Below are 25,689 nucleotides of genomic sequence, written 5' to 3' on the forward strand. Positions count from 1 at the left end.
CTCTAGTTAAGGGTTTCCAGAAGCCGAACTCTGGGCAGTAGCCGCAGAAGCCCCAAATAACCGAGGCAGCAGCATCCCCGATCGCGCCTTATAATCTGCAAACTCTGGATAGCGCGATAGCGACTGGTCTTTTTTGCGCATGTTGGGCACAAACAGCACGGCGGCAAACAACCCCAAAATAGCGAAGGGCAGCCAGTGCATCGCCAGCAGGGCAAAGGATAGGTAGGTCAGGATTTCGCCCAGGTAGTTAGGATTTCGGCAGCGGGCAAACAGCCCTTCGGTAATGAGCCCAGGCTGATACTTGAGAGTGAAGTACTTTTGGGCATCGCTGGCGTAGTGCAGAAACACGCCCAAAATGTTGAGGGCGATCGCCCCGGCGACCAGCGGCAGCGGCGGCTCTACCCCCCGGATAATCAGCAAAAAGGGCGCTACCCAGTACAGACTGATAACCCCAAAGCCAAAGATTGCGGTTATTGGGGAAATGGTTTGCTCCCACTGCTTGTCGGGATACAGGCGATCTTTCAGCAGCCACAGGATGCCATAGGTGCCGTGGAGAGCCAGGTAGACCCACGGCCCCAGGCCAAAGTTTTGGTAAGCCACCATCAGCGCCACAACGAAAAGAGCCGTAGTGCCTTTGTGGAGGTTGATAATGTGCTTTGCTTTCATGGCGCCGTTCCGGGAGGTTTCACCATGGTAGCGATGAAGCTGGTGCAAACCTCAGTACAGGAACAAAAGTTGTAGCGCCTGATCAAACTCAGTGGTTCGGAAAGCGAGATCGCAGAAGGTGCGTCGCAGAAAGTCACAGCCATAGCGGAACAGACTTTTGGCCGGGCGCTCATGGGCTTTGAGCAGAATGGGGTGCTGCTGGTGTTACCACGCTTATCTAACATCGTTCACAGCAGGGGAAAGGCCACCCCTTCCTGGACAATGCCCAGCATCAGGATATTGAACTGGACGCTGCCAAAGCTCCAGTTCAATATCCTGATGCTGAACGAGGCGGCGCGCCGGGATGGGGCGTTTGTGAACCGGGCGATCGCCCAGCTCTGCTGGGGCCTCAAGGAACAGGGCGTCTGCTCAGCCTTTTTTCGGCTGCACCCGTGGCTGAATGCCGACTTTTACACCAGCGTGCCCGGCTGCACGGTGGTCAACCACAGCGAAACGGTGGCGATCGATCTTACCCAGCCCGAGGCGCAGCTGTGGAACCAGACAAAGTCGGGCCACCGCAACAAAATCAACCGCTGCCGCCGCCAGGGCTGGGAGGCCAAACTGGTGCCCTGCGCCACCCACCTGCCGCTGCTTGTCGATATCTATACCGAAACCATGCCACGGGTGGGGGCCACCGGCACCTATTTTGAGTTTGACCGGGGCTACTTCGAGGGGCTGCACCAGGCCCTGGGCAATCGCCTGCACCTGTGCATCGTCGAAGCCGGGGGCGAAGTCGCCTCAGCGGGTCTATATACAGAGTCCTGCGGCATTGTGTAGGCCCTGTTTGGCGGCACGGGGGTGCGGGGAAGGGGTGGAGGTGGGGTGGGGGGACTTTTTATTTTCAATTCTTTTTCGTATTTGATCGAAGGCCTAAATCATAGGAATTTCATAGGAAGTTTCGGGAAGATAGCGGCTAGCTTGCTCCCCCGTGGCTTAAGTCTTTTTGAGATTTTTCAGGCTCAGGTGGGGATCAGGCAAAAATTAATCTACTTTCATCAGGCAGGACAGCACCGTGAGCGCAGAAGCCAATCGCCTTGCAGAAATTCGTGCCCAGCGTTCCCCCTGGCAAAAGTGGGGGCCTTACCTGAGTGAGCGCCAGTGGGGCACTGTGCGCGAAGACTACAGCTCCGACGGCAACGCCTGGGATTATTTCCCGCACGACCAGGCGCGATCGCGGGCCTACCGCTGGGGCGAAGACGGCCTCGGCGGCATTACCGACGACCACAACCTGCTCTGCTTTGCCCTGGCCCTGTGGAACGGCAACGACCCGATTCTCAAGGAGCGCTTGTTTGGCCTCACCAACAGCCAGGGCAACCACGGCGAAGACGTGAAGGAGTACTACTTCTACCTCGACAGCACGCCGACCCACTCCTACATGAAGTACCTTTACAAGTACCCCCAGGCGGCGTTTCCCTACGAAGATTTGGTCAACACCAACGCCGGTCGCGATCGCTACGAGCTGGAGTACGAGCTGCTGGATACAGGCATCTTCGACGACGATCGCTACTTCGACGTGTTTGTGGAGTACGCCAAGGCCGACGCCGAAGACGTGCTGATTCAAATTAGCGTGGCCAATCGGGGACCAGAGGCAGCGCCGCTGCACCTGCTGCCCACCCTGTGGTTTCGCAACACCTGGTCGTGGCGCGAAACGGGCGAAAAACCTCAGATTAGGGCTTTGGGCAATGGGGCGGTGCAGGCCAGCATTACCAACCCGGTGCTGACCGAGTTTATGACCGACTACTACTTCTACTGCGACGCCGGGGTGCCGCTGCTATTTACTGAAAACGAAAGCAACAAGGAGCGAATTTTTGGCGAACCCAACCCCAGCCCCTACGTTAAGGACGGCATTAACAACTGCGTGGTGGACGGCAAGACTGACCTGGTGAACCCCGACAGGGTGGGCACTAAAGTTTCGCCCCACTACCAACTCACGGTGGGGGCGGGCGAAACGGCGGTGGTGAAGCTGCGCCTGACCAAGAGCGGCCCTGAGGTGGTGGGCAACCCCTTTGGCGCCTATTTCGACGAACAGTTTGCGGCGCGGGTGCAGGAGGCGGATGAGTTTTATGCCACGGTCATTCCCCCCAAGGTGCAGGCCGATCGCGATCGCGCCAATGTCATGCGCCAGGCCCTGGCCGGCATGATGTGGACCAAGCAGTACTTCTACTACGACCTCGACCTGTGGCTGCGGGAGCGCGGCGTCACCCCCTGGACCCCTGTGTCTGACAAGAGCCACGTGCGCAACAGCGAGTGGTTCCACATGATGAACGACGACATTGTGTCGATGCCCGACAAGTGGGAGTACCCCTGGTACGCGGCCTGGGACCTGGCTTTTCACGTCATTCCGATCAGCCTGATTGACCCTGACTTTGCCAAAGATCAGCTAATGCTGATGCTGCGCGAAGACTACCTGCACCCCAACGGCCAGATTCCGGCCTACGAGTGGAACTTTGGCGATGTCAACCCGCCCGTGCACGCCTTTGCCACCTGGGAGATCTACGTGCGCGATCGCGAGCGCAACGACGGTGTGGGCGATCTGGACTTTCTCAAGTACGCCTTCTCGAAGCTGCTGATCAACTTTACCTGGTGGGTCAACCGCAAGGATGAGGGCGGCAACAACCTGTTTGAGGGCGGCTTTTTGGGCCTCGACAACATCGGCGTGTTTGACCGCAGCTCGCCGCTGCCCACCGGGGGCCGCCTGGAGCAGGCCGACGGCACCGCCTGGATGGTGTTCTTTAGCCAGCGGATGTTTCAAATTTCCATTGAGCTGGCCCTGCACGACTCGCTTTACGAAGACCTGGCGATCAAGTTCTTTGAGCACACCATGTGGATTGCCGGGGCGATGGACCGCATCGGCAACAACCAGGACGAGCTGTGGGACGAAGAGGACGGGTTCTTTTACGATGTGCTGCGGCTGCCCGACGGCAACTCGACCCGGCTGAAGGTGCGATCGCTGGTGGGGCTGCTGTCGCTGATGGCCGTGGCCGTGTTCCCCCGCGAGGCCTTTGATCAGCTGCCGCGCCTCAAAGAGCGGGCCAACAAGTTTATCAGCCGCCACCCGGAGCTGGTGGGCAATGTCCACCTGCCGATTAAGTTTGGCGTGCGCGATCGCCTGATGCTCTCCATTCTCAACGAAGACAAGCTGCGCAAGGTGCTGAGCCGCATGCTCGACGAGGGCGAGTTCCTCAGCGACTTCGGCATTCGCTCGCTGTCGCGCATTCACCTGGAGCAGCCCTACAAGTTTTACCACGGCGGCCAGGAGTACAAGGTGGGCTACGTGCCCGGCGACTCCACCTCCGGCATGTTTGGCGGCAACTCCAACTGGCGCGGCCCGATCTGGATGCCGGTCAATTTGCTGCTGGTGCGGGCGCTGTTGCAGCTCTACAGCTACTACGGCGACAGCTTTACGATGGAGTACCCGACCGGATCGGGCGACCACAAAACGCTGTTTGAAATTTCGCAGTGCATCGGCGATCGCCTGGTGAGCATTTTCACCAAAGACGAAAACGGTCGCCGCCCGGTCTACGGCGGGGCCGAAAAGTTCCAGAGTGACCCCCACTGGCAGGACCTAATTCTGTTCTACGAATATTTCCACGGCGACGACGGCTCGGGCATTGGGGCTAGCCACCAGACCGGCTGGACGGGCTGTATTGCCCGCATCATCCAGGCGCTGGGCTACTTTACCCCCGAAACTGTGCTCGACACCATTTCGCCGGGGGAATTGGTCAAATACAGCGTCGATTGATGGCTATGCCGTGATGGCTATTCCCTAGGGCTGCCACTATAGCTGGCAGCTCTAGCCGAGTAAGCCAGCTCTCCCATGATATAGGTGGCGGCAACGGCGCGATCGCCCCCCATGATCACCAGCGAAAACAGCAGATCCGCCAGGCCCGCCAGGGTTTCGGGAATTCCGCTTTCGTTGCGCAGCGCCAGCAGGGGGGTCGCCTGGGGGTCGAGCACCACAAAGTCGGCTTCCTTGCCGGGGTCAAAGCTGCCCAGCCTATCCTCCAGGCACAGCGCCCTGGCCCCGCCCAGGGTAGCGAGAAACAGGGCCTTAAAGGCCGAGAGTTTTTGGCCCCGCAGCTGGGCCACCTTGTAGGCTTCGTTGGTGGTTTGCAGCAGCGAAAAGCTGGTGCCCGCCCCCACATCGGTGCCCAGGCCCACCTTGACCGGGTGCTCGGGGTTTTTGGCCTGCTCAATGCGAAACAGACCACTGCCGAGGAACAAATTGGAGGTGGGGCAGAAGGAGACCGCCGCCTTGGCCTCCGAGAGCCGCTGAAATTCGCCGTCGGTGAGCTGCACGCCGTGGGCAAACAGCGATCGCTCCCGCACCAGCCCCGTCTGGTCGTACACGTCCAGGTAGCCCCCATACTGGGGAAACAGTTCCCGCACCCAGGCCACCTCATTGACGTTTTCTGACAGGTGGGTGTGCAGGTAGAGATCGGGAAACTCATCTAGCAGCCGCGCCGCCTGTTTTAGCTGCGCTTCGGTAGAGGTGGCGGCAAACCTGGGCGTCACCGCGTAGAGCAGCCGTCCGCGCCCGTGCCACTTCTCGATCAGCGCCTTGGATTCGTCGTAGGATGACTGGGCAGTATCGCTCAGATAGTCGGGGGCGTTGCGATCCATCATCACCTTGCCGCTGATCATGCGCAGGTTGCGGCCCTCGGCGGCCTCAAAAAACGCATCGACCGAGGCCGGAAACACCGCCGCAAACACCAGGGCCGTCGTGGTGCCATTTTTGAGCAGCTCATCGAGGAACAGCTCGGCTACCGATCGCGCGTAGTCGGCATCGGCAAACTTGCGCTCGGTCGGAAAGGTGTAGCGGTTGAGCCACTCCAGCAGCTGCTCGCCGTAGGCGGCCATCATGCCCGTCTGGGGATAGTGAATGTGGGTGTCGATAAAGCCGGGGGTAATCAGGCTGCCGCTGTAGTCAACCAGGGGGCGATCGCCCAGGCTAGGGCTTAAATCGCCGTAGGTGCCCGCCGCTTCAATTTTCCCCTCGCGCACCAGCAGCAGCCCGTCGGCAACGTACCGCACGGCCTCGGCCTCAGGCCCATAGAAAGGATCGCCCACAAAATCTAGCAGTGCTCCCTTGATAGCAACACTGCCGCCAGTTAGCTCGGGTAACGCCATTGATAGGCCCATAGATGTCTCAAACCCCTTTTGCGGGTACTGTGCCGACGCCTTACCCTACCTCAATCCAAATCATCTTTTCGTCCAGGCCTCACCAAATCGAGGGGCAAAATCCAGGGATTTTTCTGAGTATCTAGCTGATTTTGGGGGCACAGGGCCTGAATAGCCGCGATAGGCCGAATAGCGCTCCAGCTGTGGCGATGCCTAGACCGTCATGCCCTAAGCCGCTGGTTGCTGGTCCAACCTGATTCAGCCCGCGCCCGCGCCCCCATTTAATCTCAGCAGTAATATCAGAAGCTCCGATCCGACTGGGCAAGGGGTACTTGCCCGGTCAAATCGGAGCTAGCCCAATCGGGCTAAATCTGGGTTTAGCTGTCCCCAGCGCCGGGGATCTAGATGCGAGGGTCCGTCGAGGTATGGGTAGTCACGCGATCGTCGGTGCGATAGGTGGCAGCGCGATCGGAGTTGCGCCCGACCAAACCGGCCAGCCCAATCAAACCTAGCAGCCCCAGCCAGCCCCAGCTCACGCCATCGTCTTCGACGGTGGTGGTAGTCGTAGGCGCGGTTTGGTCAGGGTAAGTGGTTCCCGGCACCGTTGGATCGGAGGTAACGCCGTTGGGATTGGTCGAGCCCGAGGGATCGGAAACCGTTGGATCTACCGTGCCCGAGGTCCCGGGGCTGACCGGATCAGAGGTAGTCGGATCCATGGTTCCAGGGGTGGTCGAATCCATCGAGTTCGGGGAGGTCGAATCCATCGATCCAGGGGAAGTTGAATCCATCGATCCAGGCGCGGTCGAATTCGGAGCGGTTTGGGTAGTCGGATCGGAGTTCACCTGGGCCGAAGCAGAAAGGGTTGAGGGTAAAACAGCCAGACTCAGCGCCAGGGTACCGGCCCCAATCCATTTCGATGCAAAATTGCCTTTCATAACCTGAGTTCCTTAAAGTTGGGTTCTCAACAGCAAAGGGGTCGGGTCTGCCCGCAGCAGCTAAACTCGACAAAGCGACCTTGAGGCCGCCACAGTAATCCCTTTTGCCTACAAGGTAGAAGCTTTTCTGTGGGGTGTTATTCATCCTTGGTTAGACGTTTGCGATCGCCCCTCCCAGCCCAAAGTTAGACAAATTGTCGCCAGAGAAGCCGATTTAACCCCGTCTAACCCCCCTGCACCCGTTGGTTCGGCCCCTTACTTTATGTCTCTTTACACACAGAGGCCAATAATCCCTCACCATTTAAAGCAGGTGGGAATGAAGGCCAACGGGAACGCAGGCCGACGGGAACGCAGAATCGCACAACAGCCCCCACTTCTGAACGGCCCAAAATCCTTCTTAGGTGAGATGACACCCCTGCGGACTTAACCAAAACTGCCCTTTAGCACCACGAGCACCACGCCAGCCTGATAAATCGTTGCCTTGTACTCACAATCAGGATCCTGCGACTTATGGCTGCATTTACGATCGCTGACTTTACCTTTGACGACACCGACTTAGTTACCGGCGGTTCCATCGTTAATGGAAAGTCCACAACTCAGTTTTTCGGCTCTGGACTTCAGTTTCCTGGTCTCCTAGACCACACCGTCGGTTCCCTGCTGGGAGGCAGCACTGGGCAGTCCATCGCGCTGGGCAATCTGTTCAATCGCTCCACGATCGAGTTGACCTGGGATGCTGGCTCTAGCCCCGTCAATCGGGCGGGCGACGATTTTGTCGTCTACGAAAACGGGTTTGCCAGAGCCCCAGAAACCTACGCCGTGGCCGTACGCGAGACGGGATCTGAGCAATTTACCCCGTTTCGCTACGAGAACTTCGATCGCTACGACGAGACGGCAATCAATGGCCCTGCCGACAACACAGGGCTCTTTGCCACCGCCTTCGACCTGAGCGATTTTGGCCTTACCCCAGGGGAATCCATTGAGGCCGTTCAAATTGTCAGTCTGCTGCCCGCCGACAGGGCCGATGGGGCCGACGGGCAGGGAACCGTTGAGCTGGTGGATGCTGGCGGTTTTAACCCCCTCGCCAGCTTGTTTCAGGGGCCTTTTTCCCTGGGCAACTCAGACCCCGATATCACCCTGGTAGCAGGATTAAACTCGGGTATTGAGTCATCCCAGCCTTTGCAGTTGTTCGATGCCGACAACAATCTAGTCGGCGGTTTCGATAGCCTTCAAGCTGCGGTTGATGCCGCCAAGGATGGCTACACACTGATCGCGGCGGCGGGCACCTACCAGGAAGATGTCACCCTCGACAAAGCCATAACCCTAGTCGGGGCCAACTTTGGCCTGGCTGGCAGCGATGGGGCGCGGGGCGCAGAATCAGTCATTGAGGGGACTTTGACCCTGGGCAGCAACAATATTTCTGTTCTAGGGTTTGAGTTTGCAAACGATGCAGCGGCCATTCAAGGCGGCAATAACCGCAATAATTTCAGCAACATCAATATTGCCTTTAACAACTTTGCCGCTCTAACCAACGATACGCAAACCTTTATCACCAACGGATTTGGCACAGGGGGAGCGCCATCTGGCGGCTCTAACTGGTCAATTACCAAAAACTACTTTGGCGGCATTACCGGCAACGATGCCTCCATGCTGCGCATTGACAACGTCGATGGGCTGCTAATTGCCGACAACGTAGGCGTCCATAACGATGCCAGTGCCGCTGGGCGGCGAGGCTTTCAGATCGACAATTCTCAGCATGTTGAGGTGCTCAACAACACTGTCGATCTGGGCATCACAGACTTCTCCGACCCGGCAGCAGCCTCTACCGCCGCCCGCTATGCCCTTCAGCTTTCCGTCGATGACGATGGCTCGGCTGCCTCTACTGCCAATGTCGCGATCGCGGGCAATACCTTCTCCGGAGCCTACGACGGCATTGTCACCCTCGACGACCGCGATCTAACCCATGTCGATATTGATAACAATCAGTTCGCCAACGTTTTCTATGGCGTTCGCTTAGCAGCCGCTGAGGGAACCTCAGCCCAGGGCACCCAATCGGATATCGACATCAGCGGCAATACTTTCGACGCCGTCACCGCTTCGGCCGTAGCCTTTGACAATCGAGAACCAGCCGAAGCGTTTTCGAATATTGTGGTTGAAAACAACACCTTTAACGGCCCCTTTGCCGGCATTACCCACATCAGCGGAGACACGCGCATCGTGTCTGGAACCAACACCTTTGAGGGTTCCGACGGAGACGATCAGCTGCTGGGGGGCAGCGGCGATGACACCCTGCTTGGCTTCGGGGGCAATGATTTACTCGACGGCGGCGGCGGTAACAACACGGCCTCTGGCGGAGCAGGAACCGATACCTTTGCCCTATTTGATGGCCCCGGCGTGACGACCATCCTGGACTTTGATGCCGCAGTGGATAAGTTCACCAACGCTACTTTTTCGGATGTAATTCTGGCCCAGGGCACGGGCGCAGAGGTAAACAACACGTTTGTTTTAAACAACGCCTCCCTCGACGTTATGGCCAAGCTGCTCTCTACCGTCGCGACTGACATCACGCCAGCCAATTTTGTTTAGCCTGAGTTCGGGATATGGACGTTCACAGGTTCGAACGTCTCGTTTGAACGTCTATAACTAGGTAGCCCCAATTAAACGTTGCTGTAGATACTGTGTTGGCCCGAGATCGTCAAGGGACAGCCAAGGCCGATTTTTGGGGTTTCAGCTTTTCAGGATCGTAGAGTTGACCTGAGGACAACACGCCGTAGACGATACGAATGAGCTTGTGCATAGCAGCGCCGATAATCGCCATTTTGGTTTTGCCCGCCGCCGTTAGGCGCTCACACCAAGGGTGAAGTTCTCGGGCATGGCGCAGGAAGGCGATGGCCGGGAAATACAGCGCTTTTCGCATGCGGGCATTGCCAATCTTGCAGAGTCGGGTTTTGCCCTGCACTGATGTGCCAGAGGTATGTTCTTGGGGCGTTAACCCCGCATAGGCAGCGAGCTGACGAGCGGAGGTAAAGGCATGAATATCGCCGATTTCAGCCAGCAGCCGGGCGGCGGTATCGGGGCCGATGCCCACGATGGAGACCAGCAAGTCCGCCTGGGCCTGCAAGTGCTCATGGCTCTGGATATGACTGCGCAGCTGCTTTTTTAACGCCTTGACCTGGGCTTCGAGGAAGGTGATGTGGGCTTGAATATCAGACTTTAGCGCGTCGGAACTGATGGCCAAGCGGTTCTTCTCCTGGGTCAGCATGTGGGTGAGGGCATCGAGACGGCGGGTGTACTCTTGTAGCGTTTGGATGTCCGCTGATGACGGTTGCCAGGCACTGGGCTTGAGGTCACGGCAGAACTGGGCAATCAGCGTAGCATCAGGGCGATCAGCTTTGGTGCGCTTGAGTTGGCTTTTGGCGTAGCCGTGAATCCGCACCGGGTTGACAATGCTGACCCGGTAGCCCTGCTGGTGGAGCGCTGTCGCTACACCATGGCCATATATACTGGTCGCCTCTAGGCATACATGGGCCGTCTTCACCCCGGCCTCGATTAACCACGCCTGCAAGGCGGCATAACCCACTTCGGTGTTATCAAAGGTCTGATACTGGGGTTTGGCACGCTCTGGAAATAGAATCGCCACATGTAAGGTGGCTTTGCTCACATCAATGCCAACGGGAATCAGGTTTTGAGTCATGGTTCGATACTCCTGATGACGGCAAGGGGGCAGATCGCTCTCAGCGCTATCCTTGTTATCCAGCTTGGGAATCTCAGGACTCCCTAATATACTGTCCAGTCTGCTGGCGGCAATCTAGGTCAATGAAAGGGGGAGGCTCTTGTTCTACATAGCAAGCTCCAAAGGGCTTTAGGGTGCGTCCAGAGTCACTCCTAGGTCTATTTTGGGCCAAACCTTACATACAAGGGTGTGTTGTGGCGAAGCCCAACGTACCGCTAGGCATGGGCCTGGTGCGTCACGCCCAGCGATGACGCACCCTACGATAATTAAGGCGTTCTACTTAGAAGACCTGCCTTAACCAGACTGGCTACAGCTATAGCGCCTGTTTCTTCAGCAAAGCCCGATTGACGGCCTCTATATTTAGATGCCGGGATTCTCTCTACATATACAGATGGGGGGTTAAAGCATTGAGCTTTAAGGTGTGACCACACGAGGTTGATAGGGAGTTGATAGAGGGCGGCCCAATTCTGTGGCCCACTGCCGCTTGGTCTGCTGAGGCGACAAGCGAAAGCGAGACAGTCAGAAGCGCTTCCCTTTTTAAATTTTTTTGAAACGAATCGGCTTCGTAACACTGCAAGCTCCACAAGGGTAACTATGTTTTTTCACAAAAAAGATCCTGTCCACACCGTTCAAGTCAGTGAAACCAATCCGGTCTTTGCGCAGCTGCTGCTAGAGCAGTTTGGCGGGGCCACCGGAGAACTTTCCGCCGCGCTTCAGTACTGGGTGCAGTCTTTTCATATCGAAGATGCAGGTATCAAGGACATGCTCCAAGATATCGCCGTAGAAGAATTTGGCCACCTGGAAATGGTGGGCAAACTGATTGAAATCCACACCAAAGACACCGACCAGAGCGAGGCCTACAACAGCACGCTGTTTGCCGTGCGCGGCATGGGGCCTCACTTCCTCGACAGCCAGGGCAACAACTGGACCGCCAGCTACCTCAACGAAGGTGGGGACGTGGTGAGAGACCTGCGGGCCAACATTGCCGCCGAGGCTGGCGCACGCCAGACCTACGAGTCTCTGATTAAGCTGGCCACCGACGACGGCACCAAGAAAACCTTGCAGCATCTGCTGACTCGGGAAATTTCCCACACCAAGATGTTCATGAAAGCCTTAGATTCCATGGGCAAGCTGACCGATCCCATGTTCGGCAACATTCAGCCAGACGACACGGTGGAGCTGTACTACAACCTCTCCACCGACGACAGCGGCAAAGATGAGCGCGGCCCCTGGAACTCCGAGCCGGACTTCAAATACATTGCTGACCCAGTTAGCTCTCGCTAGGGCTAAACTCTGCGGCTGACTTCTGCCATTGCTCAAGGGCAGGATTTTAGCTCGCCTAGGCCTCTATCGCCCTCGTTGCTCTTATGGGCAACGGGGGCTAATTTTATAGCTAAGGCCCGATCGCCTGGGAGATTTCCCACGGCCCTCCGGAGCCGGGGCCGGGGCAACACCGACAGCCCACTGACGCTATTTTGAACCTGGACGCAGATCTGTGAACAACCCAACCTCTGCCCAGATGATCGAGCACCTGCGGCGGGCCAATCGGGTGGCCGAGGCTGCCGTGGTTGAGGGACATCATCCCTTTGGAGCCATTTTAGTGGCCCCGGACCACACCACTGTGCTGCTGGTGCAGGGCAATGTGGATATGGTAAACCACGCCGAACTGACGCTGATGCGGCGAGCCTATGCCGAGTTTGAAGCCGAGTTTCTGTGGGGCTGCACACTTTACACCACGGTGGACCCCTGCGCTATGTGCGCCGGAGCGCAGTACTGGGCCAACGTGGGGCGGCTGGTCTATGGGGTTGCAGAGCGCCAGCTGCTGGCACTGACCGGCAACCATGCCGAAAACCCAACCCTGGATCTGCCCTGCCGCTACCTGTTTAGCCAGGGGCAGAAGGCGATTCAGGTATGGGGGCCGATCGCGGCGGTGGAGGCCGAGATTTTGGCTCTGCACCAGGGGTTTTGGCGCCAGCCTTCCTAGTAGACTGCGGCCCAAGTGCGGGGACTATTGCCAATTGCGAGGGAGCAGGGGAGCGAGGGAGCCAAGCGAGCTGGAATAGTCGGCATATTTCTGCCTCAGAGTACTAGGCGAACGGTGCCCCGGCGCTAGGTCATGGCGTGTTAACTTATCTGGCGCGATCGCCCCATTTAATCACCTATTTTGTAAAAATGAATACAGAAATGTCCATGCGACCTTCTTTGTCCTGACAGAGAAGACGGTTGTGGTGGGCATTCATTCCTAGGAAGACGATCTATGACCCCGCAACTTCATTCCCAGGCTAATGTTAAATCTGCTGCGGCCTGGCAGCCTGTTTGCCACATTACCTACACCCGCGACACCTGGGTTAAGCTGACCAATTTGCCCAACGAGTACGCCGCCGCCGAGGCCAAGCTGCTGTGTCAGGAGTCGCCCGATACCTGGGTGGCCTGGGTGCCCGACCACGGCGAGACGGTGCTGCACAAAAGCCATTTTTACGCCTAATGTATCCCGAGTCGCCCATCGACTGGGATGAGCTGTTTGAGTACCTGCCCGGCACCCTGGTCGAGCTGGCGGATCAGCCTGGCACCAGCTATCAGATCGATTGCTACGAAGCCACAATGGTGCCGCCGATCTGGCTGGTGGGCGATCCGCGCCCGCGCTATCCCCACGAGCTGCAAATTGTGTCTGGGCAGGCGGCTCGGGTTTGTGCCTTGGGGCCGTCTAAGTCGCGGTCAGCCTACTCCGCTTGAGCAGTTTTTCTCGCCAGTTGCGAGAGAGCAGGGGGCAGTGGGCCAGCTTTGCGATCGCCGCTCGATCGCCGCGATCGTGGTGCATCAGGCGGTTGGCGCGAGCTACGGACCACTGGGGGTAGGGGCGATCGCACAGGGTCACGGCTATCCCTGCCTGCACCATGCCCTCCTGTAGCACCCGGAAATACCAGCCGCTGCGGCCATTGGCTTTGACCTGGAGAGCCAGATCTTCAATCCGCCAGCGGCGAGAGAGCTTCCAGCAGGGCTGCCGGGGCTGCGAGACTTGCACCCTGGCGCTGCCGATCGCGTAGGTGTCGCCAATGCAGACCTCGGCTTCGGTCTGCCCCGCTACGGTGAAATTTTCGCCAAAGCCGCCGTAGGGCAGATCGGGGTTATGTAAGTGCGATCGCCAGTCAGGGTAATGATCAGCGCTGTAGGCCAGCACCGCCTTATCGACGCCGCCGTGATTCTTTAAATCGGCCTGCCCATCGCCTGCCAGGTTGGTAAAGCCCAGCCACACCTCACCCTCAACGGGTTGCTTAAAGAACCCCGTAGTCCAGCGCTGGTCCATCGGGTCGGCGGCGGTTTCGGTGCCCAGAGTTTGGGGCAGGCCTACCTGAATCGAGACAATCTCAGGCATTTTGGTCAAACGATAAGCGATAAAAAAGAGCGTATCTTTGCTAAGACACATTCTCTCTAGGATACACTTGCTGCAAGTGTACGCCCAAACTCTATGCATACCTCCATGGGTAAACAACGGTCAGGCATTCTAGAATCCAGTAGGATCTCTCCTTAGAGTTTAGATTAAGGCAAAGTTCTTTCTGGCTGAGTTTTTAGTCTATACTCCGGAATTTTCCAAAGCTTTGCCTGAATGCCTGTCCACCTGGCTAACTCATTACAGAGCCATACAATTTCCCCACGATCGCTGTTGATGATAATCATTTGATTATCATCTGGGAAATACAAGTTGAGTCTATAGTTAGTCAGGGCCTCTGCGCCAGCAGAAGTGCTCCCTAGTCTTCCTTCAAAAATTGCAGTCGTTTCAACACCTTTTAGCAGGTTGAGAGTAACAACAACTGCCCCATCCTTTTTTTGAAATGCAACACTAGTACTAGCATTAGGTAAACTTCTAGCACTTTCGAAGGACTTATCAACCGCTTCCCCCTCATCTGAATTTTGAAGTACAGATAGAAGCATAGTTGCTAGACCAGCACAAATCGAAATTAGAGGAAACAAGACCCAAAATAATAAATCGAAGGGAATAATTCCATAAAACACCAATATTAAGAATGCGGCTATGGAGACCCCCATAATGAAGGGATAGTTTATGAATGGAAACTTATTTAAAAGCCAATCCAAAGTATTGACTGAAGAGATATATTTAATTTGCTTTAACGGTACTTGTAGTAAAAGAGTGGTATAAGTTTCCGTCAGGGGAATGGAAGAGGATGAATCTGTTGTTGTACCTAAGTAGTTTTTTTGTCTGGTCAATGCCGCTTTTGGCTCTTGGCGAGGCTTGAGAAAGTGTAGCCTTGCGTCCTGTGCTGTTGCCGGTCTTTCAGTTAGGCTTGGGTCTGTTAGCCATTCGATCCAACTGGTGAAAGACTCGCTGAGGGATGTCAGGTGCTTAAATTCGACGTGTAAATCGTTCTGAGGCAGATCGGCAGGATGTTGACCTGTCGCCAAATAAATTAAGGTCATGCCGACACCATACAAATCGGATGCGGGTAACGATCGTCCACCAAATTGTTCGGGTGGCATATAACCATAGGTGCCAACCACTGTTACCGTGCCACCATGGGCGGCTGTTTGCACCGAGCCAAAATCAATCAAATAAACATCACCCGGACTATTGCCACTGCGGTTTTTGAGCAACACATTGCTCGGTTTAATATCGCGATGAATGACCGGTGGCTGAAGTCGATAAAGGTATTCCAGAATATCTAGCAGGTCTTTGGCGATTGCCATTAAATCTGCTTCGCTAAATCTGCACCCGTCCTGTGCTAATTGTTGAAGTGAGCGTGCCTTGATGTAGCTTTGTACCAGCGCAAAACCCTTGCCGAACTCAATTTCTACCTCAAAAAAATCGAGGTACTGAGGTATTGCCGGATGATCAAGAGCTTTGAGAGTTTCTGCCTCGCGCTCAAATAATTTGAAATCCTCCCAGGTAAAATCTGGACTAAACAGTAAGAGTTTAATGACAACGGGCAATTGGCTTTGCAAATCGAGTGCCAAAAACGTTTGCCGACCGGGTTTGCGACCCAGCATTGCCTGAATTTGATAGCGATCCTGCAAGATTTGGTTTACGAATGGACTGCCAACACTGCCTTCGAACTCGGCCATTGGTAAACCTTTTTGATTTGAACGCTACGGATGCCTTTAGCATCTTTGCATCAAAGGTACCCAATTTTATGGGGTTCACTTGCGTCTAATGACCAAATACGAGGTCAGTAAGAATGCGAAAGCTCTGTCACCATCAAGCCGATCCATCGGCAGCTTGGCGACATATCCATGGGAATGGGCACTACACCTTCCACAGTACGGTGTTGGCGATCGACCTGGGTACGATCGCGGCAGGGCTGGATTTGGTCAGACGGAAATTTCTGGGTTTTGGGCTTATATTCCCTTACTCGTTCAAAACATTGCGCTTGTACTGGGGTGCTGCCGCAATAGCAGCCATCTGCGAGCGCGGCAGCACCAAGACGCCCGTCTCTTTGTGAGCTGGTGAGCGGTTTGATTAATAGCGAATCTGTAGGGTCACCTGGGCCTGGACGGTCTGATCACCTCCCACCACCGGGGTAGAGGCGTCAGCCCCAGCGGCATATTCCGCCCGCCGCAGCATCGGCACCGGCATGGGCGGGGCGGCCCCGTTAATTTGAATGCCGATGATCTCCTGCGATCGCAAATTCAGGCTGCCCAGCACCGCCCCCGCCTGGGCCTGGGCATCTTCCACGGCAGCCCGCAGGGCGCGCTGGCGAGCCGTCTCCAGGGCGTCGTCGTCGGCCACAAAGCTAACGCCGCGAATTTGGTTGGCCCCGGCATTCACCGCATCGTCGATCAGCGAGCCGACGCTCTCGGTGGGCATGCGAAAGCTGACCGTATTGCTGCCGCTGTAGCCGATCACGTCCGAGCGGCCATTGTCGTAATTATAGCGGGGACTGAGCTGAATACCGGTGGTTTCGAGCTTTTCGACCTGGCGCGATCGCAGCAGTTCTACCACCGCCGAGGTTCGCTGGGCCACCTCGCGCTGCACCGCCGCCGCGTCGGTGCCCTGCACATCGACCCCTAGCTCAACCTGGGTTTTGGTGGTGGGCACCGATTCCTCACCCTGGCCGGTCACCGTTAGGGTTCTAATTGCTGCTTCCTGGGCCATGGCTATGGGGGTAAAGGCGGGGGCAAAACTGAGTCCTGAGACTAGGGCCGCAGACATCATCGCCGCTGCCGCAAACCGTCTGGAAGTATATCGTTTAGGGGTCATGGGCCTCACACTCGGCTAGAAAAGTTAACCCATTCACTGTGCCACGGTGGCCCCCAGCCGACGGCGTTGTTACTAAATTCGATACAGATTTGAATTCAAACCTGTGTATGACCGCCTAGGAGAAGGAGCCTCCATTAAACCAGGTAATCCAGGTCAGGGCCAGGCCGCCGATGACGACATTGAGCAGAGGCAGGCTGATCAGAGCGCAGGCCCAGAGATAGCGATGGGGAAAGTGGGCTAGGGCAGGCAGCCCAAACACCAGCCAGCCCAGCAGCACCGCTACAACGCAAACCACCGGAAAGGTGGCAATGCTGAGCGCAAACGTGACCGTCATCGGGTTTTCTAGGGATCCTGGCGCATCGAACATCATCGGTGTCATCAGCGCTGGCAGCAGCCCAAGGACGGCCCCTGCAATCCAAATGACCGTGGCGACAAAAAGAAACATTAACGCCGTTTTCTGCTGCATAGCTGTGAACAACTATTGTTTCACCCAAAGCTAGGTTGCCCAAAGCCGTGCGGCAAACATCTCTCCCGGTAGCGGTAGCCTTAGTAAGTAGGAGGGCCAAATTAAGCCCAGCTTACGTTTCCGGGTTTTCTCCCTCAGGGAGACACTTCGTGTTCGCGATCGCGTTGCGGAGCAAAACGACTCCGCTCAACCCTCTACCCAGCAACGGATCGAGCATTGAGCGGAGTCGAAATGCGTCTTATAGATAATCAGACCTACTTACTTACAGCCAACTACAGGTAGGCCACCGTGACGCCGGTGCCGCCATCGGCCTGGGCGGCGGGTTCAAACCGCTGAATCTGGGGGTGGCGCTTGAGAAAGTCGTGCACTCCCGCCCTGAGCTTGCCAGTGCCGTGGCCGTGGATAATCCAGAGGGCACCGCTGCCCTGGGCGATCGCCTCTTCGAGCACCGCCTCCGACTCGGCCACCCGCATGCCCCGCAGGTCGATGGTGTTGCGGCTGGTGCGAATGGCTGGGGCCGGGGGGGCTGCCTGGGCCGCGGGCACGGTATCGACGGGTTTGGCCTTGACGGGCACCTCGGCCTTTTCACCCCGCAGCGACTCAATATCGGCCAGGCCAACGGTGGTTTTCATCAGCCCAAAGCGCACCGTAATGCGGTGGTCGTCGTCGGGGGCGGTGAGCACCTCAGCGGTTTGCCCCAGGCTGGGAATCCGGACGCGATCGCCCACCGCTGGACGGTAGCCGGGTTTAGTTGCCGCCGGGGCCGCCGCCGGCAGGTGCGACTGGGCGATCGCATCCACCGCCGCCGTAGCCCGCTGGGCATCCTGGGCGGTGGCATCGCCCTGCTGCAAGCGCCGAATCACCTTGGCAATGTCGCGCTTGGCCTCGGCGATCGCCTGCTGTACCGCCGCCTGCTGCTGTAGCTTGAGCTCCTGCTCGCGATCGCGCAGCAGATCGGCCTTGCGCTGCACCTCGTCGTGGAGCTTTTCGGTGGCCACCAGCAGGTCCGCCGCCGCCTGGGATCGATCCTCCTGATCGCGCCGCTGGGCCTCCAGGCCCGCAATCACCTGGTTGACATCGTCCTGGGAACCCAGCGCCATCAGGGCGGTGGCGTCATCCACCACCGCAGCATCCAGCCCCAGCCGACGGGCAATGGCCAGCGCGTTCGATCGGCCCGGAATGCCCCACAGCAGCCGGTAGGTGGGCGACAGGGTAGCCTCGTCAAACTCCACCGAAGCGTTCTCAAACCTAGAGTCCTGGTACTTCAGCGCCTTTAGCTCGCCGTAGTGGGTGGTGGCCATGGTCAGCCGCGCCCGCTCCGCCAGATGTCTGAGGAGTGCGATCGCCAGCGCCGTGCCCTCGCTGGGGTCAGTGCCCGCGCCTACTTCGTCGAGCAGGACGAGGGCGTTGGCGGGGGAAGAGTGGGGGGATGGGGGGATGGGGGGATGAGGGGATGAGGAGAGCGATCCCTGGTCCTTTAAAGAGTCAGAAGCCGCAGTGGGATCGTCAGGAACCAGCTCGAAGCCTTCCCCATCTCCCTCACCTTCCCCATCTCCCAGCGCCGCCAAAATCCGCCCGATCCGGCGAATGTGCCCCGAAAAAGTCGACAAGCTCTGCTCGATGGATTGTTCGTCGCCAATGTCGGCCAGCACCTGCCCAAACCAGGGCAGCTCCACCGGCTCGCGGGCGGGGATATAAAGCCCGGCGCGGGCCATTAGCACCGCCAGGCCCAGGGTTTTGAGGGTGACGGTTTTGCCGCCGGTATTGGGGCCGGTAATCGCCACCACCCGCAGATCTGGGCGAATCAGCAGGTTGATGGGCACCACCTCGGGGCCTTGCTCGTGGCGCTGCTGCCACACCAGCAGCGGATGGCGCAGCTGGCGCAGGGTGGTCTGCTCGTGGGGCTCAATAAAGCGGGGCGGATTGCCCCCCAGCCACAGCGAGTAGCGAGCGCGGGCGTGGGCCAGGTCCAGCTCGGTGACGATCGCCAGCAGCGCCGTGAGATCGGCATAGACCTCGGCCACCGCATCACTGAGCTGGCGCAAAATCACCTCTTCCTCGGTTTTTTCCTGGCGCAGCAGCTGACGCAGGCGGTTGCCCAGCTCGACCACCGCCTGGGGCTCGATGTAGAGGGTGGCCCCGCTGGCGGAGGCGTCGTGGACAATGCCGGGTACGGCGTCTTTTTGGGGGGCTTTGACGGGCAGCACAAAGCGATCGCCCCGCTGGGTAATCAGCGGTTCCTGCATGGCCCCGGCCTGGCGCTGCAAAATCCGCTGTAGCCGCTGCTGAATGTCCTGGCGAAGGGCCTTGAGGCGATCGCGAATGCCCCCCAGCTTGGGGCTGGCCCGGTCGGTGACATCGCCGCGATCGTCGATGCAGTGGTAGATCTGCTGCTCCAGGTCGGGGTGGGTGCGCAGGTCGGCCACCAGCTCCTGGAGCACCGGCAGATCCTCCGGCGGCTGGCCATCGATGGTGCGGCGCAGCTGGCGAGCGCCGCTGAGGGTGGTGGCGATCGCCAGCAGTTCCTCACCGCTCAGCAGGCCCTGGCGATGGGCGCGCTCCACCGCTGCGCCAATGTCGCGAATGCCGCCAAAGTTGAGGCCGTTGTTGTGTTGCTCCAGCCAGCTGGCCTCCTCGGTTTGGGCCAGCAGAGCGCCGCTGGCCGCCTGGCTACCTGGAGCCTTCAGGGCCTGGGCCGTCAGCGCACCCATTTTGGTCGCGGCAAAGGTCGATAGGTGCTGGCATAACCGAGGCCACTCCAGCAGGTCAAGGGTTTCGTCGTGAATCGATAGGGGCTCAGACAGGGGAAGATGCTCGCGTAGATGAAACCAATCCTTCTAGTATAAAGAATTCAGTTCTAGAGAACTTGCCCCTAGCCCGTGGGAAAGCTCCGGTCTCCGTACCCCAACTGATCTACCACAGGGAATATATGGCTGAGGTTGACCCTAACTCCAGCAAAAATACGTAGCTCGTTTGCGATCGCAGTTGTTAAGCCCTGCTCAATAATGACCCATCCCCCGTGGGCGACGGGCAGTCTAGATCTGTAAGAAGGTCCACCAGGAAACTACGCCAATGACTGCTACCGCAGCAGCAGACAGCCGTTATTGATGTAGCCTCGTCACCGTGGGCCAGCATCTGCCCTGCGCCCTAGCGCACTGTTCTCGGTTTGTCGCCTATACCTACCCCATCCTGGTTCCTGCAACCCGTGCCTGAAAACGACCTGGTTAACGCCGCAGCCCTAGCGGCAACCATCGATCCTTCCCCCCTCTGTGTAGACGCTGAGGACACCCTGGACCGAGTGGTTGAAGCCATGGGCCAGGCCACCAAGACCTATGCTCTGGTTTATCGCCGGGAGACTCTGGTGGGGATATTTAGCTACGACAATGCGGCCCAGGCCAGCACCCACCAGGCCGACTTTAGCCACGTCCCGGTGAGCTTGTGGATGACCTCCATCGACTGGTTGCGCCCCCTCAACGCACCTCTGCCCTGGCCCCTGACCTTTGAGCAGCTCCACCCGGAGCAGCCCTACCAGCCAGTGGTGGACCAGTCCCACCACTGGCTCGGCCTGCTGACCTCCGACGGCTTTCATACCCTGCCCCCCGGCGCTGAAGCCGGGTTGACCAGTCGAGCCGAGCTCACCGCCTGCCACTACTCTGCTGCCCTGTTCCAGCAGCAGCAAGAGCGTCTCACCCTGGCCCTCAAGGGGGCTCAAATGGGCACCTGGGACTGGGATCTGGCCCAGGGAACCATTGTGATTTCAGAGGAGCAAGAGCGCCTGCTGGGGCTAGACCCCGGCGAGTTTGACGGCAGCTACGACGCCCTTTTCACCTACCTGCACGAGGACGATCAGGCCGCCGTGCACCACGCCCTCCAGCAGGCCGTCCGGCAGGGGCAGCGCTACGGCGTCGAGTTTCGGGTGCTGTACCGCAATGGCCAAACCCGCTGGCTATCAGCTCGAGGGCAGGTGTTTGACGACGGTGAAAACCCACCCCGGCTGGCCGGCGTCACCCTGGATATTTCCGATCAAAAACGGGCTGAGGCGGAAATTAAGCTCCAGTCCCAGCGGGAGCGGCTGGTGGCTGAAATTGCCCAGCGCATTCGCCACCTCCTCGACCTGGACAGCATTTTGGAGCAGACAGTCACCTCGGTACAGGAGTTTATCGAGGCCGATCGCGTCATCGTCATCCAGTGTGGAACCGACATGGGGGGTGAGGTGATTCAAGAATCCTGTTCCGAGGCCTACTCGCCCATGCGGGGCTGGGTCTTGCGCGACCCCTGGTCGGTGGGCGAAAAGTTTCTGGCCCACTACCGTGCCGGGCGAGGGCTGGCGGTCGACAATGTTTACACCCAAAGCCTGCCGTCCCCACAGCTAGAGTTTTTAGAATATTTTCAAATTCAGGCCGAAATTGTGGTGCCCCTTATGCAGGAGCAGACCCTCTGGGGTCTGCTGATCGCCCACCAGTGCCGATCGCCTCGGGTCTGGCGCACGGCAGATGTGCGGCTGCTGCAAAACCTGGCCACCCAGGTGGGCATTGCCATTCAGCAGGCCAAGATGCACCGCGAGCTGACCCTGGCCAACCAGCGGCTCAAGCGCATGGCCTACCTCGACGGGCTTACCGGGGTCCCCAACCGCCGCCGCCTGGAGCAGTACCTCGACCAAGAGTGGCGGCGCATGAGCCGTGAAAATAGCCCTATTTCGCTTGTTATGGTTGACATCGACAGCTTTAAGGGCTTTAACGATCGCTACGGGCACCAAGCCGGTGACAACTGCCTGCGGCTGGTGGCCCGCACCCTGTCCCGAGCCGCAAAGCGCCCTGGGGACCTGGTGGCCCGCTACGGCGGCGAAGAGTTTGTGCTGGTGCTGCCCAACACCGATATCGAGGGGGCCGAAACCGTGGCCGAAGACGTGCGCCTGCTGGTGCGCGGCCACCGGATCCCCCACGAGGGGTCGGCGGTGGCCAAGGTGGTCACCGTAAGTTTGGGCGTCGCCAGCGCTTTACCGGCCCGCGGCGGCAGCCCGGCCCGCTTGATCAAGGCTGCCGACGACGCCCTCTACATGGCCAAAAACCAGGGGCGCGATCAGGTCAGGGTTGCTGCGCCTTTGGCGGAATAGGGGTGCGAAGGCGGCCAGCGCCGCCCGTCATCGACCTGGCACAGATTCTGAGCCGATAGACTGACGCTGACCGTCAGCGATGCCAGGGTGGGGAAGCGCTGCTGCCGGGTGGCCAACGGCTGGCAGGCGATCGCCAAGGCCCAATCGCCTGGTCCCGTATACGTCTTTTCGGGCTGAATCTGGGCCTGTAGCGCCAGGATACTCTGAGCTGCCTCGTGCTTTTTTAGCAGCAGACATTTCCACCAACTGCCGAACGCTGGCTGGGGTTTTGCTCCATGCGGCGGGGGAAATAGGCTTGGGCAGCCCAACGGGTGGGGGAGCCACAACCGCCGCAGAGCCGCCATTACGCCATTACTAAGTGTACTGATCAGCCTTGTACAAAGAGAATAAGCCACTGAGCAAGGCCATTCTCGGTCAATTTTCAGCTCTATGGGTTGTAATACAAAGAGAGGCTGCCGTTGGTACCGAGTGGGGTATCAAACTGGCTACGGCCTGGGCAAAAAGCCAAATCGTTTGGGTAATCGTATTACCAGTGCTGTTTTAATTGCGAAGGGCTCATGGTTCAATCCCCCCCGTCTCCTGCCGTTATCCCCTTTGACCAGCGGCTCGATCGCCCCCTGGATAAGCTGCCGATTAGCGTATTGCAAATCAACCTGGGCCGCAGGTGCAATCTGGCTTGCACCCACTGCCATGTCGAGGCCGGGCCGAATCGCACCGAAGAGCTGTCCCCGGCGGTGACCGAACAGCTAATTGAGCTGATGCGTCGGTTTCCCCAGATCACCACCGTCGATTTGACCGGCGGTGCCCCGGAGATGAACTACGGGTTTCGCCCCCTGGTGGAGGCGGCGCGGGGGCTGGGCAAAACGGTGATGGTGCGATCGAACCTAACGATCTTTTTTGTGCCGGGCTTTGAGGATTTGCCTGAGTATTTTGCTCGCCACCAGGTGCAGGTGGTGGCCTCGCTGCCCTGCTACCTGGAGGACAACGTGGACAAGCAGCGGGGGGCCGGGGTCTATACCGACTCGATTCGGGCATTGCAGCGGCTGAACCAGCTGGGCTATGGCCGCGACCCGGCCCTGCGCTTAGACCTGGTGTACAACCCGCCAGTGCCCCGCAGCGCCGAATTTTCGCTGACCCCTAGCCAGGGCACTCTCCAGGCTGACTATGACGAATACCTGCGATCGCAGTTTGGCATCACCTTCAACCGGCTTTACACCATCACCAACCTGCCGATTGGCCGGGTGAAGCAGTACCTGCACAGCAAAGACCTCTACTGGCCCTACTTGCGCTTTTTGGCCGACCACCACAACCCGGCCACCGTGCCTAACCTGATGTGCCGCAACCAGCTCTCGGTCGACTACGAGGGCATTCTCTACGACTGCGATTTCAACCAGATGGAGGCCGTACCCTGCCCGTCGCCCAGCGGCCAGCCCCTGACCGTAGCCGATCTGCTGGCGGCCAACTCCCTCGATCTGATCACAACGGTGCAGACTCGCCCCTTTTGCTACGGCTGCACCGCCGGGGCGGGGTCCAGCTGCGGCGGCGCGCTGACCTAGGGTCTAGCGGCAGCCCCCTGGCCCAAAGACTCAGCCTGCTGCCTGCGACTCCACCGGGGGCAAGTGGGCCTACAGGGTTGGAAAATCCGCCGCCAGGGCGGTTCCATCTAGCCCCAGGGCCGAGCCGTATTTTTGAATAAAGGCGCGAATATAGAACGGCTCGGGCAGCTGCTGCAAGTTGCCGGTCTCGATCGCCCTGAGGGTGTAGGGCTGGATAAAGGTCTGCTGGTGGATATCCTCCAGCGACAGCGACTTTTCCTGCCGAATCTGCCGCAGGTGAGCCCCGACCTTTTGGAGGGTGGCATGCTGGACCGAGGCCAGGTCGGCCCTGGCCTGAAGCTTTTTGGCCAGCCCCGCGTGGATATAGTCGCGCTGATCGGAAAAGCGGGCCGTCGGGGTGGAAGAGAGGGCCGCCTCGGGGCCAGCCGTCACCCGATCTGGCCTGGGGTGGACGCTGGGGCGTTGGGGCACCGCTGGCGCTGGCCTAGGGGTTGCCTCTTCCAGGCTAGGGCCGCCGGGTTCGCTGGCTTGCAGTCGCTGGTCAAGGCGGTACCGATTGAGCAGGCCCAGGGCCACCAGGGTCGTTACCGGCAGGGTTGCCATGGCGGCCTGCTGCGCCGCCACGGACACAGCAGCCGTCGCACCCGCCCCCAAAATCAGAGCGTACTCTGAGGCAGGAGGTAGCTTAGAGCCAGAAAATTGAGGGGTCTTCATAGCACCTTTAGCAAGTCTAATAATTTAGTCTTTCGCCGGGGACAGCCCCCAGTCCGGAAGGGGTGGCTAAAGTTCCTAGTAGACCGCGGCGCAGGTGGGGCGGCTATTTCCAATCGCGAGGGAGTGGGGGAGTGGGGGAGTGGGCAGCAAGGGAGAGCCAAGCGAGTTGGGATAGTCGGTATATTTCAGCCTTCGAGTACTGGGCTGGCGCGATCGCCCCATCACCTCCATCACCCCCATCGCCCTATCGCTCCATCACCCCATCGCCCCCATTGACAGAAGCACTACTGCGGCCACAGCCGCGATACCGCAGCGGCCCGCCCCAGGTAGTGGGGTCGCAGATGCTGCCAAACGGCCACAAACCAGCGGCGGGCCGCCTGGCTAGAGGGGCCACGGTAGCGGCAGAGGAGGCCCGACTGTAGGCGAGTAACCCCAATATCGCCGGGCTGGTCGGTGGGCCACAGCTGCCGTAGGGCTTCCACCTGGGCGGCATCAGGGCTATGGCCGAGGATCGCGAAGCTGCCCGCCACCGGCTGCCCGGCCAGACCGTTGGGGCTGCCCAAGGGCCTGCTGCCGCCGCTCAACCGCTGGCGATCGAGCCACAGGGGCCGGTCGGTTTGCCAGACCTCTAGCTGCGATCGCCACTGCCCCTGCTCAAAGGTTTCGCCCCTGGCGCTGCGGCCAAAGCGAGTGATGTCCCAACCGGCCCAAATTGCCCCTGGGGCCAGGTTGACCCGCAGCTGCTGGCGGTAGTGGGCGCCGTTAAACACGATGGTTTCCTGGGGCATCCACTCCAGACAGCTGCCGGGGGCCAGGGTAATGGTGATCTGGTGACTGGCCAGGGCTTCGGCGCTGCTGCCGTAGACCTTGCTGGCGGCAGCCGTAGTCACCAGCGCCTGGGCCTGGGCGGCCAGGGTCAGCCGCACCTCCAGGCTGTCTCCCCCCACCAGGCCCCCGGCGGTGTGCACCAGCACCGTATGGCAGAGGTCCGCGCCCTCGGGGTAGAGGGGGCGCTGCACCCGCAGGGGGGCGCGAGTGTAGGTGTGAGTCGGCACACACCGACCCGACTCAAGGGCGTAGCTGAGGTGGGCCATGCCCAGCCATCCCCTTTGCTCTTGGGGCAACGGCACCATAGCCA

21 protein-coding genes and 1 pseudogene are annotated in these 25,689 nt (G+C 59.0%); 9 read left to right on the forward strand and 13 right to left on the reverse strand.

The features are described from left to right. Positions 1 to 6 precede the first annotated feature (6 nt). Positions 7 to 666 (reverse strand): methyltransferase family protein, encoded by a 660-nt coding sequence (locus tag LEPTO7104_RS0124705; protein WP_017301271.1) that lies wholly within the window; start codon positions 664 to 666, stop codon positions 7 to 9. 51 nt (positions 667 to 717) lie between these two features. Next, a pseudogene (locus tag LEPTO7104_RS41805) lies at positions 718 to 870 on the reverse strand (IS4 family transposase); the annotation flags it as partial. Between the two features lie 57 nt (positions 871 to 927). Between LEPTO7104_RS41805 and LEPTO7104_RS35190 the strand changes: the two are divergent. Further along, a complete protein-coding gene (locus tag LEPTO7104_RS35190; RefSeq protein WP_155523764.1) occupies positions 928 to 1,482 on the forward strand; it encodes a hypothetical protein in 555 nt (184 codons plus the stop codon). A gap of 235 nt (positions 1,483 to 1,717) precedes the next feature. Continuing rightward, positions 1,718 to 4,447 (forward strand): MGH1-like glycoside hydrolase domain-containing protein, encoded by a 2,730-nt coding sequence (locus LEPTO7104_RS0124715; protein WP_017301273.1) that lies wholly within the window; start codon positions 1,718 to 1,720, stop codon positions 4,445 to 4,447. 17 nt (positions 4,448 to 4,464) lie between these two features. Here LEPTO7104_RS0124715 and guaD read toward each other — a convergent pair whose 3' ends face one another. Both guaD and LEPTO7104_RS43325 read right to left on the reverse strand, forming a co-directional pair. Then, positions 4,465 to 5,847, reverse strand: a complete 1,383-nt coding sequence (gene guaD, locus LEPTO7104_RS0124720; protein WP_225887036.1) for a guanine deaminase — start codon at positions 5,845 to 5,847, stop codon at positions 4,465 to 4,467. A 380-nt stretch (positions 5,848 to 6,227) separates the two neighbouring features. Further along, positions 6,228 to 6,761 carry a WGxxGxxG family protein gene (locus LEPTO7104_RS43325; RefSeq protein ID WP_340627228.1) on the reverse strand — a complete coding sequence of 178 codons (534 nt, stop codon included), beginning with the start codon at positions 6,759 to 6,761 and terminating at the stop codon, positions 6,228 to 6,230. Positions 6,762 to 7,271: 510 nt separating this feature from the next. Between LEPTO7104_RS43325 and LEPTO7104_RS42500 the strand changes: the two genes are divergently transcribed. Further along, positions 7,272 to 9,344 (forward strand): right-handed parallel beta-helix repeat-containing protein, encoded by a 2,073-nt coding sequence (locus LEPTO7104_RS42500; RefSeq protein WP_017301277.1) that lies wholly within the window; start codon positions 7,272 to 7,274, stop codon positions 9,342 to 9,344. Between the two features lie 109 nt (positions 9,345 to 9,453). On the opposite strand, the gene LEPTO7104_RS0124740 is transcribed toward LEPTO7104_RS42500, so the two are convergent. Further along, a complete protein-coding gene (locus LEPTO7104_RS0124740) occupies positions 9,454 to 10,452 on the reverse strand; it encodes an IS110 family transposase (RefSeq protein ID WP_017298187.1) in 999 nt (332 codons plus the stop codon). A gap of 633 nt (positions 10,453 to 11,085) precedes the next feature. On the opposite strand from LEPTO7104_RS0124740, the gene LEPTO7104_RS0124745 reads away from it, so the two are divergent. The 4 genes from LEPTO7104_RS0124745 to LEPTO7104_RS0124760 all read left to right on the forward strand — a co-directional run bounded on the left by LEPTO7104_RS0124745 (position 11,086) and on the right by LEPTO7104_RS0124760 (position 13,224). After that, positions 11,086 to 11,775, forward strand: coding sequence for a manganese catalase family protein (locus LEPTO7104_RS0124745; protein WP_017301278.1), 690 nt, complete (start codon positions 11,086 to 11,088; stop codon positions 11,773 to 11,775). Positions 11,776 to 12,010: 235 nt separating this feature from the next. Then, positions 12,011 to 12,475, forward strand: coding sequence for a nucleoside deaminase (locus LEPTO7104_RS0124750; RefSeq protein ID WP_017301279.1), 465 nt, complete (start codon positions 12,011 to 12,013; stop codon positions 12,473 to 12,475). A 273-nt stretch (positions 12,476 to 12,748) separates the two neighbouring features. Continuing rightward, on the forward strand, positions 12,749 to 12,976 hold the full coding sequence (locus LEPTO7104_RS0124755) for a hypothetical protein (protein ID WP_017301280.1): 228 nt from the start codon (positions 12,749 to 12,751) through the stop codon (positions 12,974 to 12,976). Next, complete coding sequence (locus LEPTO7104_RS0124760) at positions 12,976 to 13,224, forward strand: hypothetical protein (RefSeq protein WP_017301281.1); 249 nt, start codon at positions 12,976 to 12,978, stop codon at positions 13,222 to 13,224. Before LEPTO7104_RS0124755 ends, LEPTO7104_RS0124760 begins: the two co-directional genes overlap by 1 nt. Here the strand turns inward: LEPTO7104_RS0124760 and LEPTO7104_RS0124765 are convergent. The 5 genes from LEPTO7104_RS0124765 to LEPTO7104_RS0124785 form a co-directional block, all read right to left on the reverse strand. Beyond that, on the reverse strand, positions 13,196 to 13,864 hold the full coding sequence (locus LEPTO7104_RS0124765) for an MOSC domain-containing protein (protein WP_040697486.1): 669 nt from the start codon (positions 13,862 to 13,864) through the stop codon (positions 13,196 to 13,198). The genes LEPTO7104_RS0124760 and LEPTO7104_RS0124765 overlap by 29 nt on opposite strands. Positions 13,865 to 14,028: 164 nt before the next feature. After that, complete coding sequence (locus LEPTO7104_RS37345; protein WP_017301283.1) at positions 14,029 to 15,567, reverse strand: serine/threonine protein kinase; 1,539 nt, start codon at positions 15,565 to 15,567, stop codon at positions 14,029 to 14,031. A gap of 394 nt (positions 15,568 to 15,961) precedes the next feature. Then, positions 15,962 to 16,702, reverse strand: coding sequence for an SIMPL domain-containing protein (locus tag LEPTO7104_RS0124775; protein WP_040695642.1), 741 nt, complete (start codon positions 16,700 to 16,702; stop codon positions 15,962 to 15,964). A 115-nt stretch (positions 16,703 to 16,817) separates the two neighbouring features. Beyond that, positions 16,818 to 17,147: a hypothetical protein gene (locus tag LEPTO7104_RS35205; RefSeq protein WP_155523765.1), complete on the reverse strand. Its 330-nt coding sequence runs from the start codon at positions 17,145 to 17,147 to the stop codon at positions 16,818 to 16,820. A 293-nt stretch (positions 17,148 to 17,440) separates the two neighbouring features. Continuing rightward, on the reverse strand, positions 17,441 to 19,954 hold the full coding sequence (locus tag LEPTO7104_RS0124785) for an endonuclease MutS2 (RefSeq protein WP_040695645.1): 2,514 nt from the start codon (positions 19,952 to 19,954) through the stop codon (positions 17,441 to 17,443). Between the two features lie 419 nt (positions 19,955 to 20,373). On the opposite strand from LEPTO7104_RS0124785, the gene LEPTO7104_RS37350 reads away from it, so the two are divergent. Continuing rightward, positions 20,374 to 22,281, forward strand: coding sequence for a diguanylate cyclase (locus tag LEPTO7104_RS37350; RefSeq protein ID WP_017301287.1), 1,908 nt, complete (start codon positions 20,374 to 20,376; stop codon positions 22,279 to 22,281). Here LEPTO7104_RS37350 and LEPTO7104_RS41815 read toward each other — a convergent pair. Beyond that, the gene (locus LEPTO7104_RS41815; RefSeq protein ID WP_155523766.1) at positions 22,248 to 22,625 is read right to left on the reverse strand and encodes a hypothetical protein; all 378 of its coding nucleotides are present in this window, start codon (positions 22,623 to 22,625) and stop codon (positions 22,248 to 22,250) included. The two genes, LEPTO7104_RS37350 and LEPTO7104_RS41815, sit on opposite strands and share 34 nt — an antisense overlap. Before the next feature lie 213 nt (positions 22,626 to 22,838). Here LEPTO7104_RS41815 and arsS point away from each other — a divergent pair, with 213 nt between their 5' ends. Then, positions 22,839 to 23,837 (forward strand): arsenosugar biosynthesis radical SAM (seleno)protein ArsS, encoded by a 999-nt coding sequence (arsS, locus tag LEPTO7104_RS0124795; RefSeq protein WP_017301288.1) that lies wholly within the window; start codon positions 22,839 to 22,841, stop codon positions 23,835 to 23,837. Positions 23,838 to 23,906: 69 nt separating this feature from the next. On the opposite strand, the gene LEPTO7104_RS0124800 is transcribed toward arsS, so the two are convergent. Together LEPTO7104_RS0124800 and LEPTO7104_RS0124805 are read right to left on the reverse strand one after the other, a co-directional pair. After that, positions 23,907 to 24,551, reverse strand: a complete 645-nt coding sequence (locus LEPTO7104_RS0124800) for a helix-turn-helix domain-containing protein (protein WP_017301289.1) — start codon at positions 24,549 to 24,551, stop codon at positions 23,907 to 23,909. Between the two features lie 284 nt (positions 24,552 to 24,835). Continuing rightward, on the reverse strand, positions 24,836 to 25,684 hold the full coding sequence (locus LEPTO7104_RS0124805; RefSeq protein WP_026073056.1) for an urease accessory protein UreD: 849 nt from the start codon (positions 25,682 to 25,684) through the stop codon (positions 24,836 to 24,838). Positions 25,685 to 25,689 lie beyond the last annotated feature (5 nt).

Source organism: Nodosilinea nodulosa PCC 7104 (assembly GCF_000309385.1).
Taxonomy (GTDB): Bacteria; Cyanobacteriota; Cyanobacteriia; order Phormidesmidales; family Phormidesmidaceae; genus Nodosilinea; species Nodosilinea nodulosa.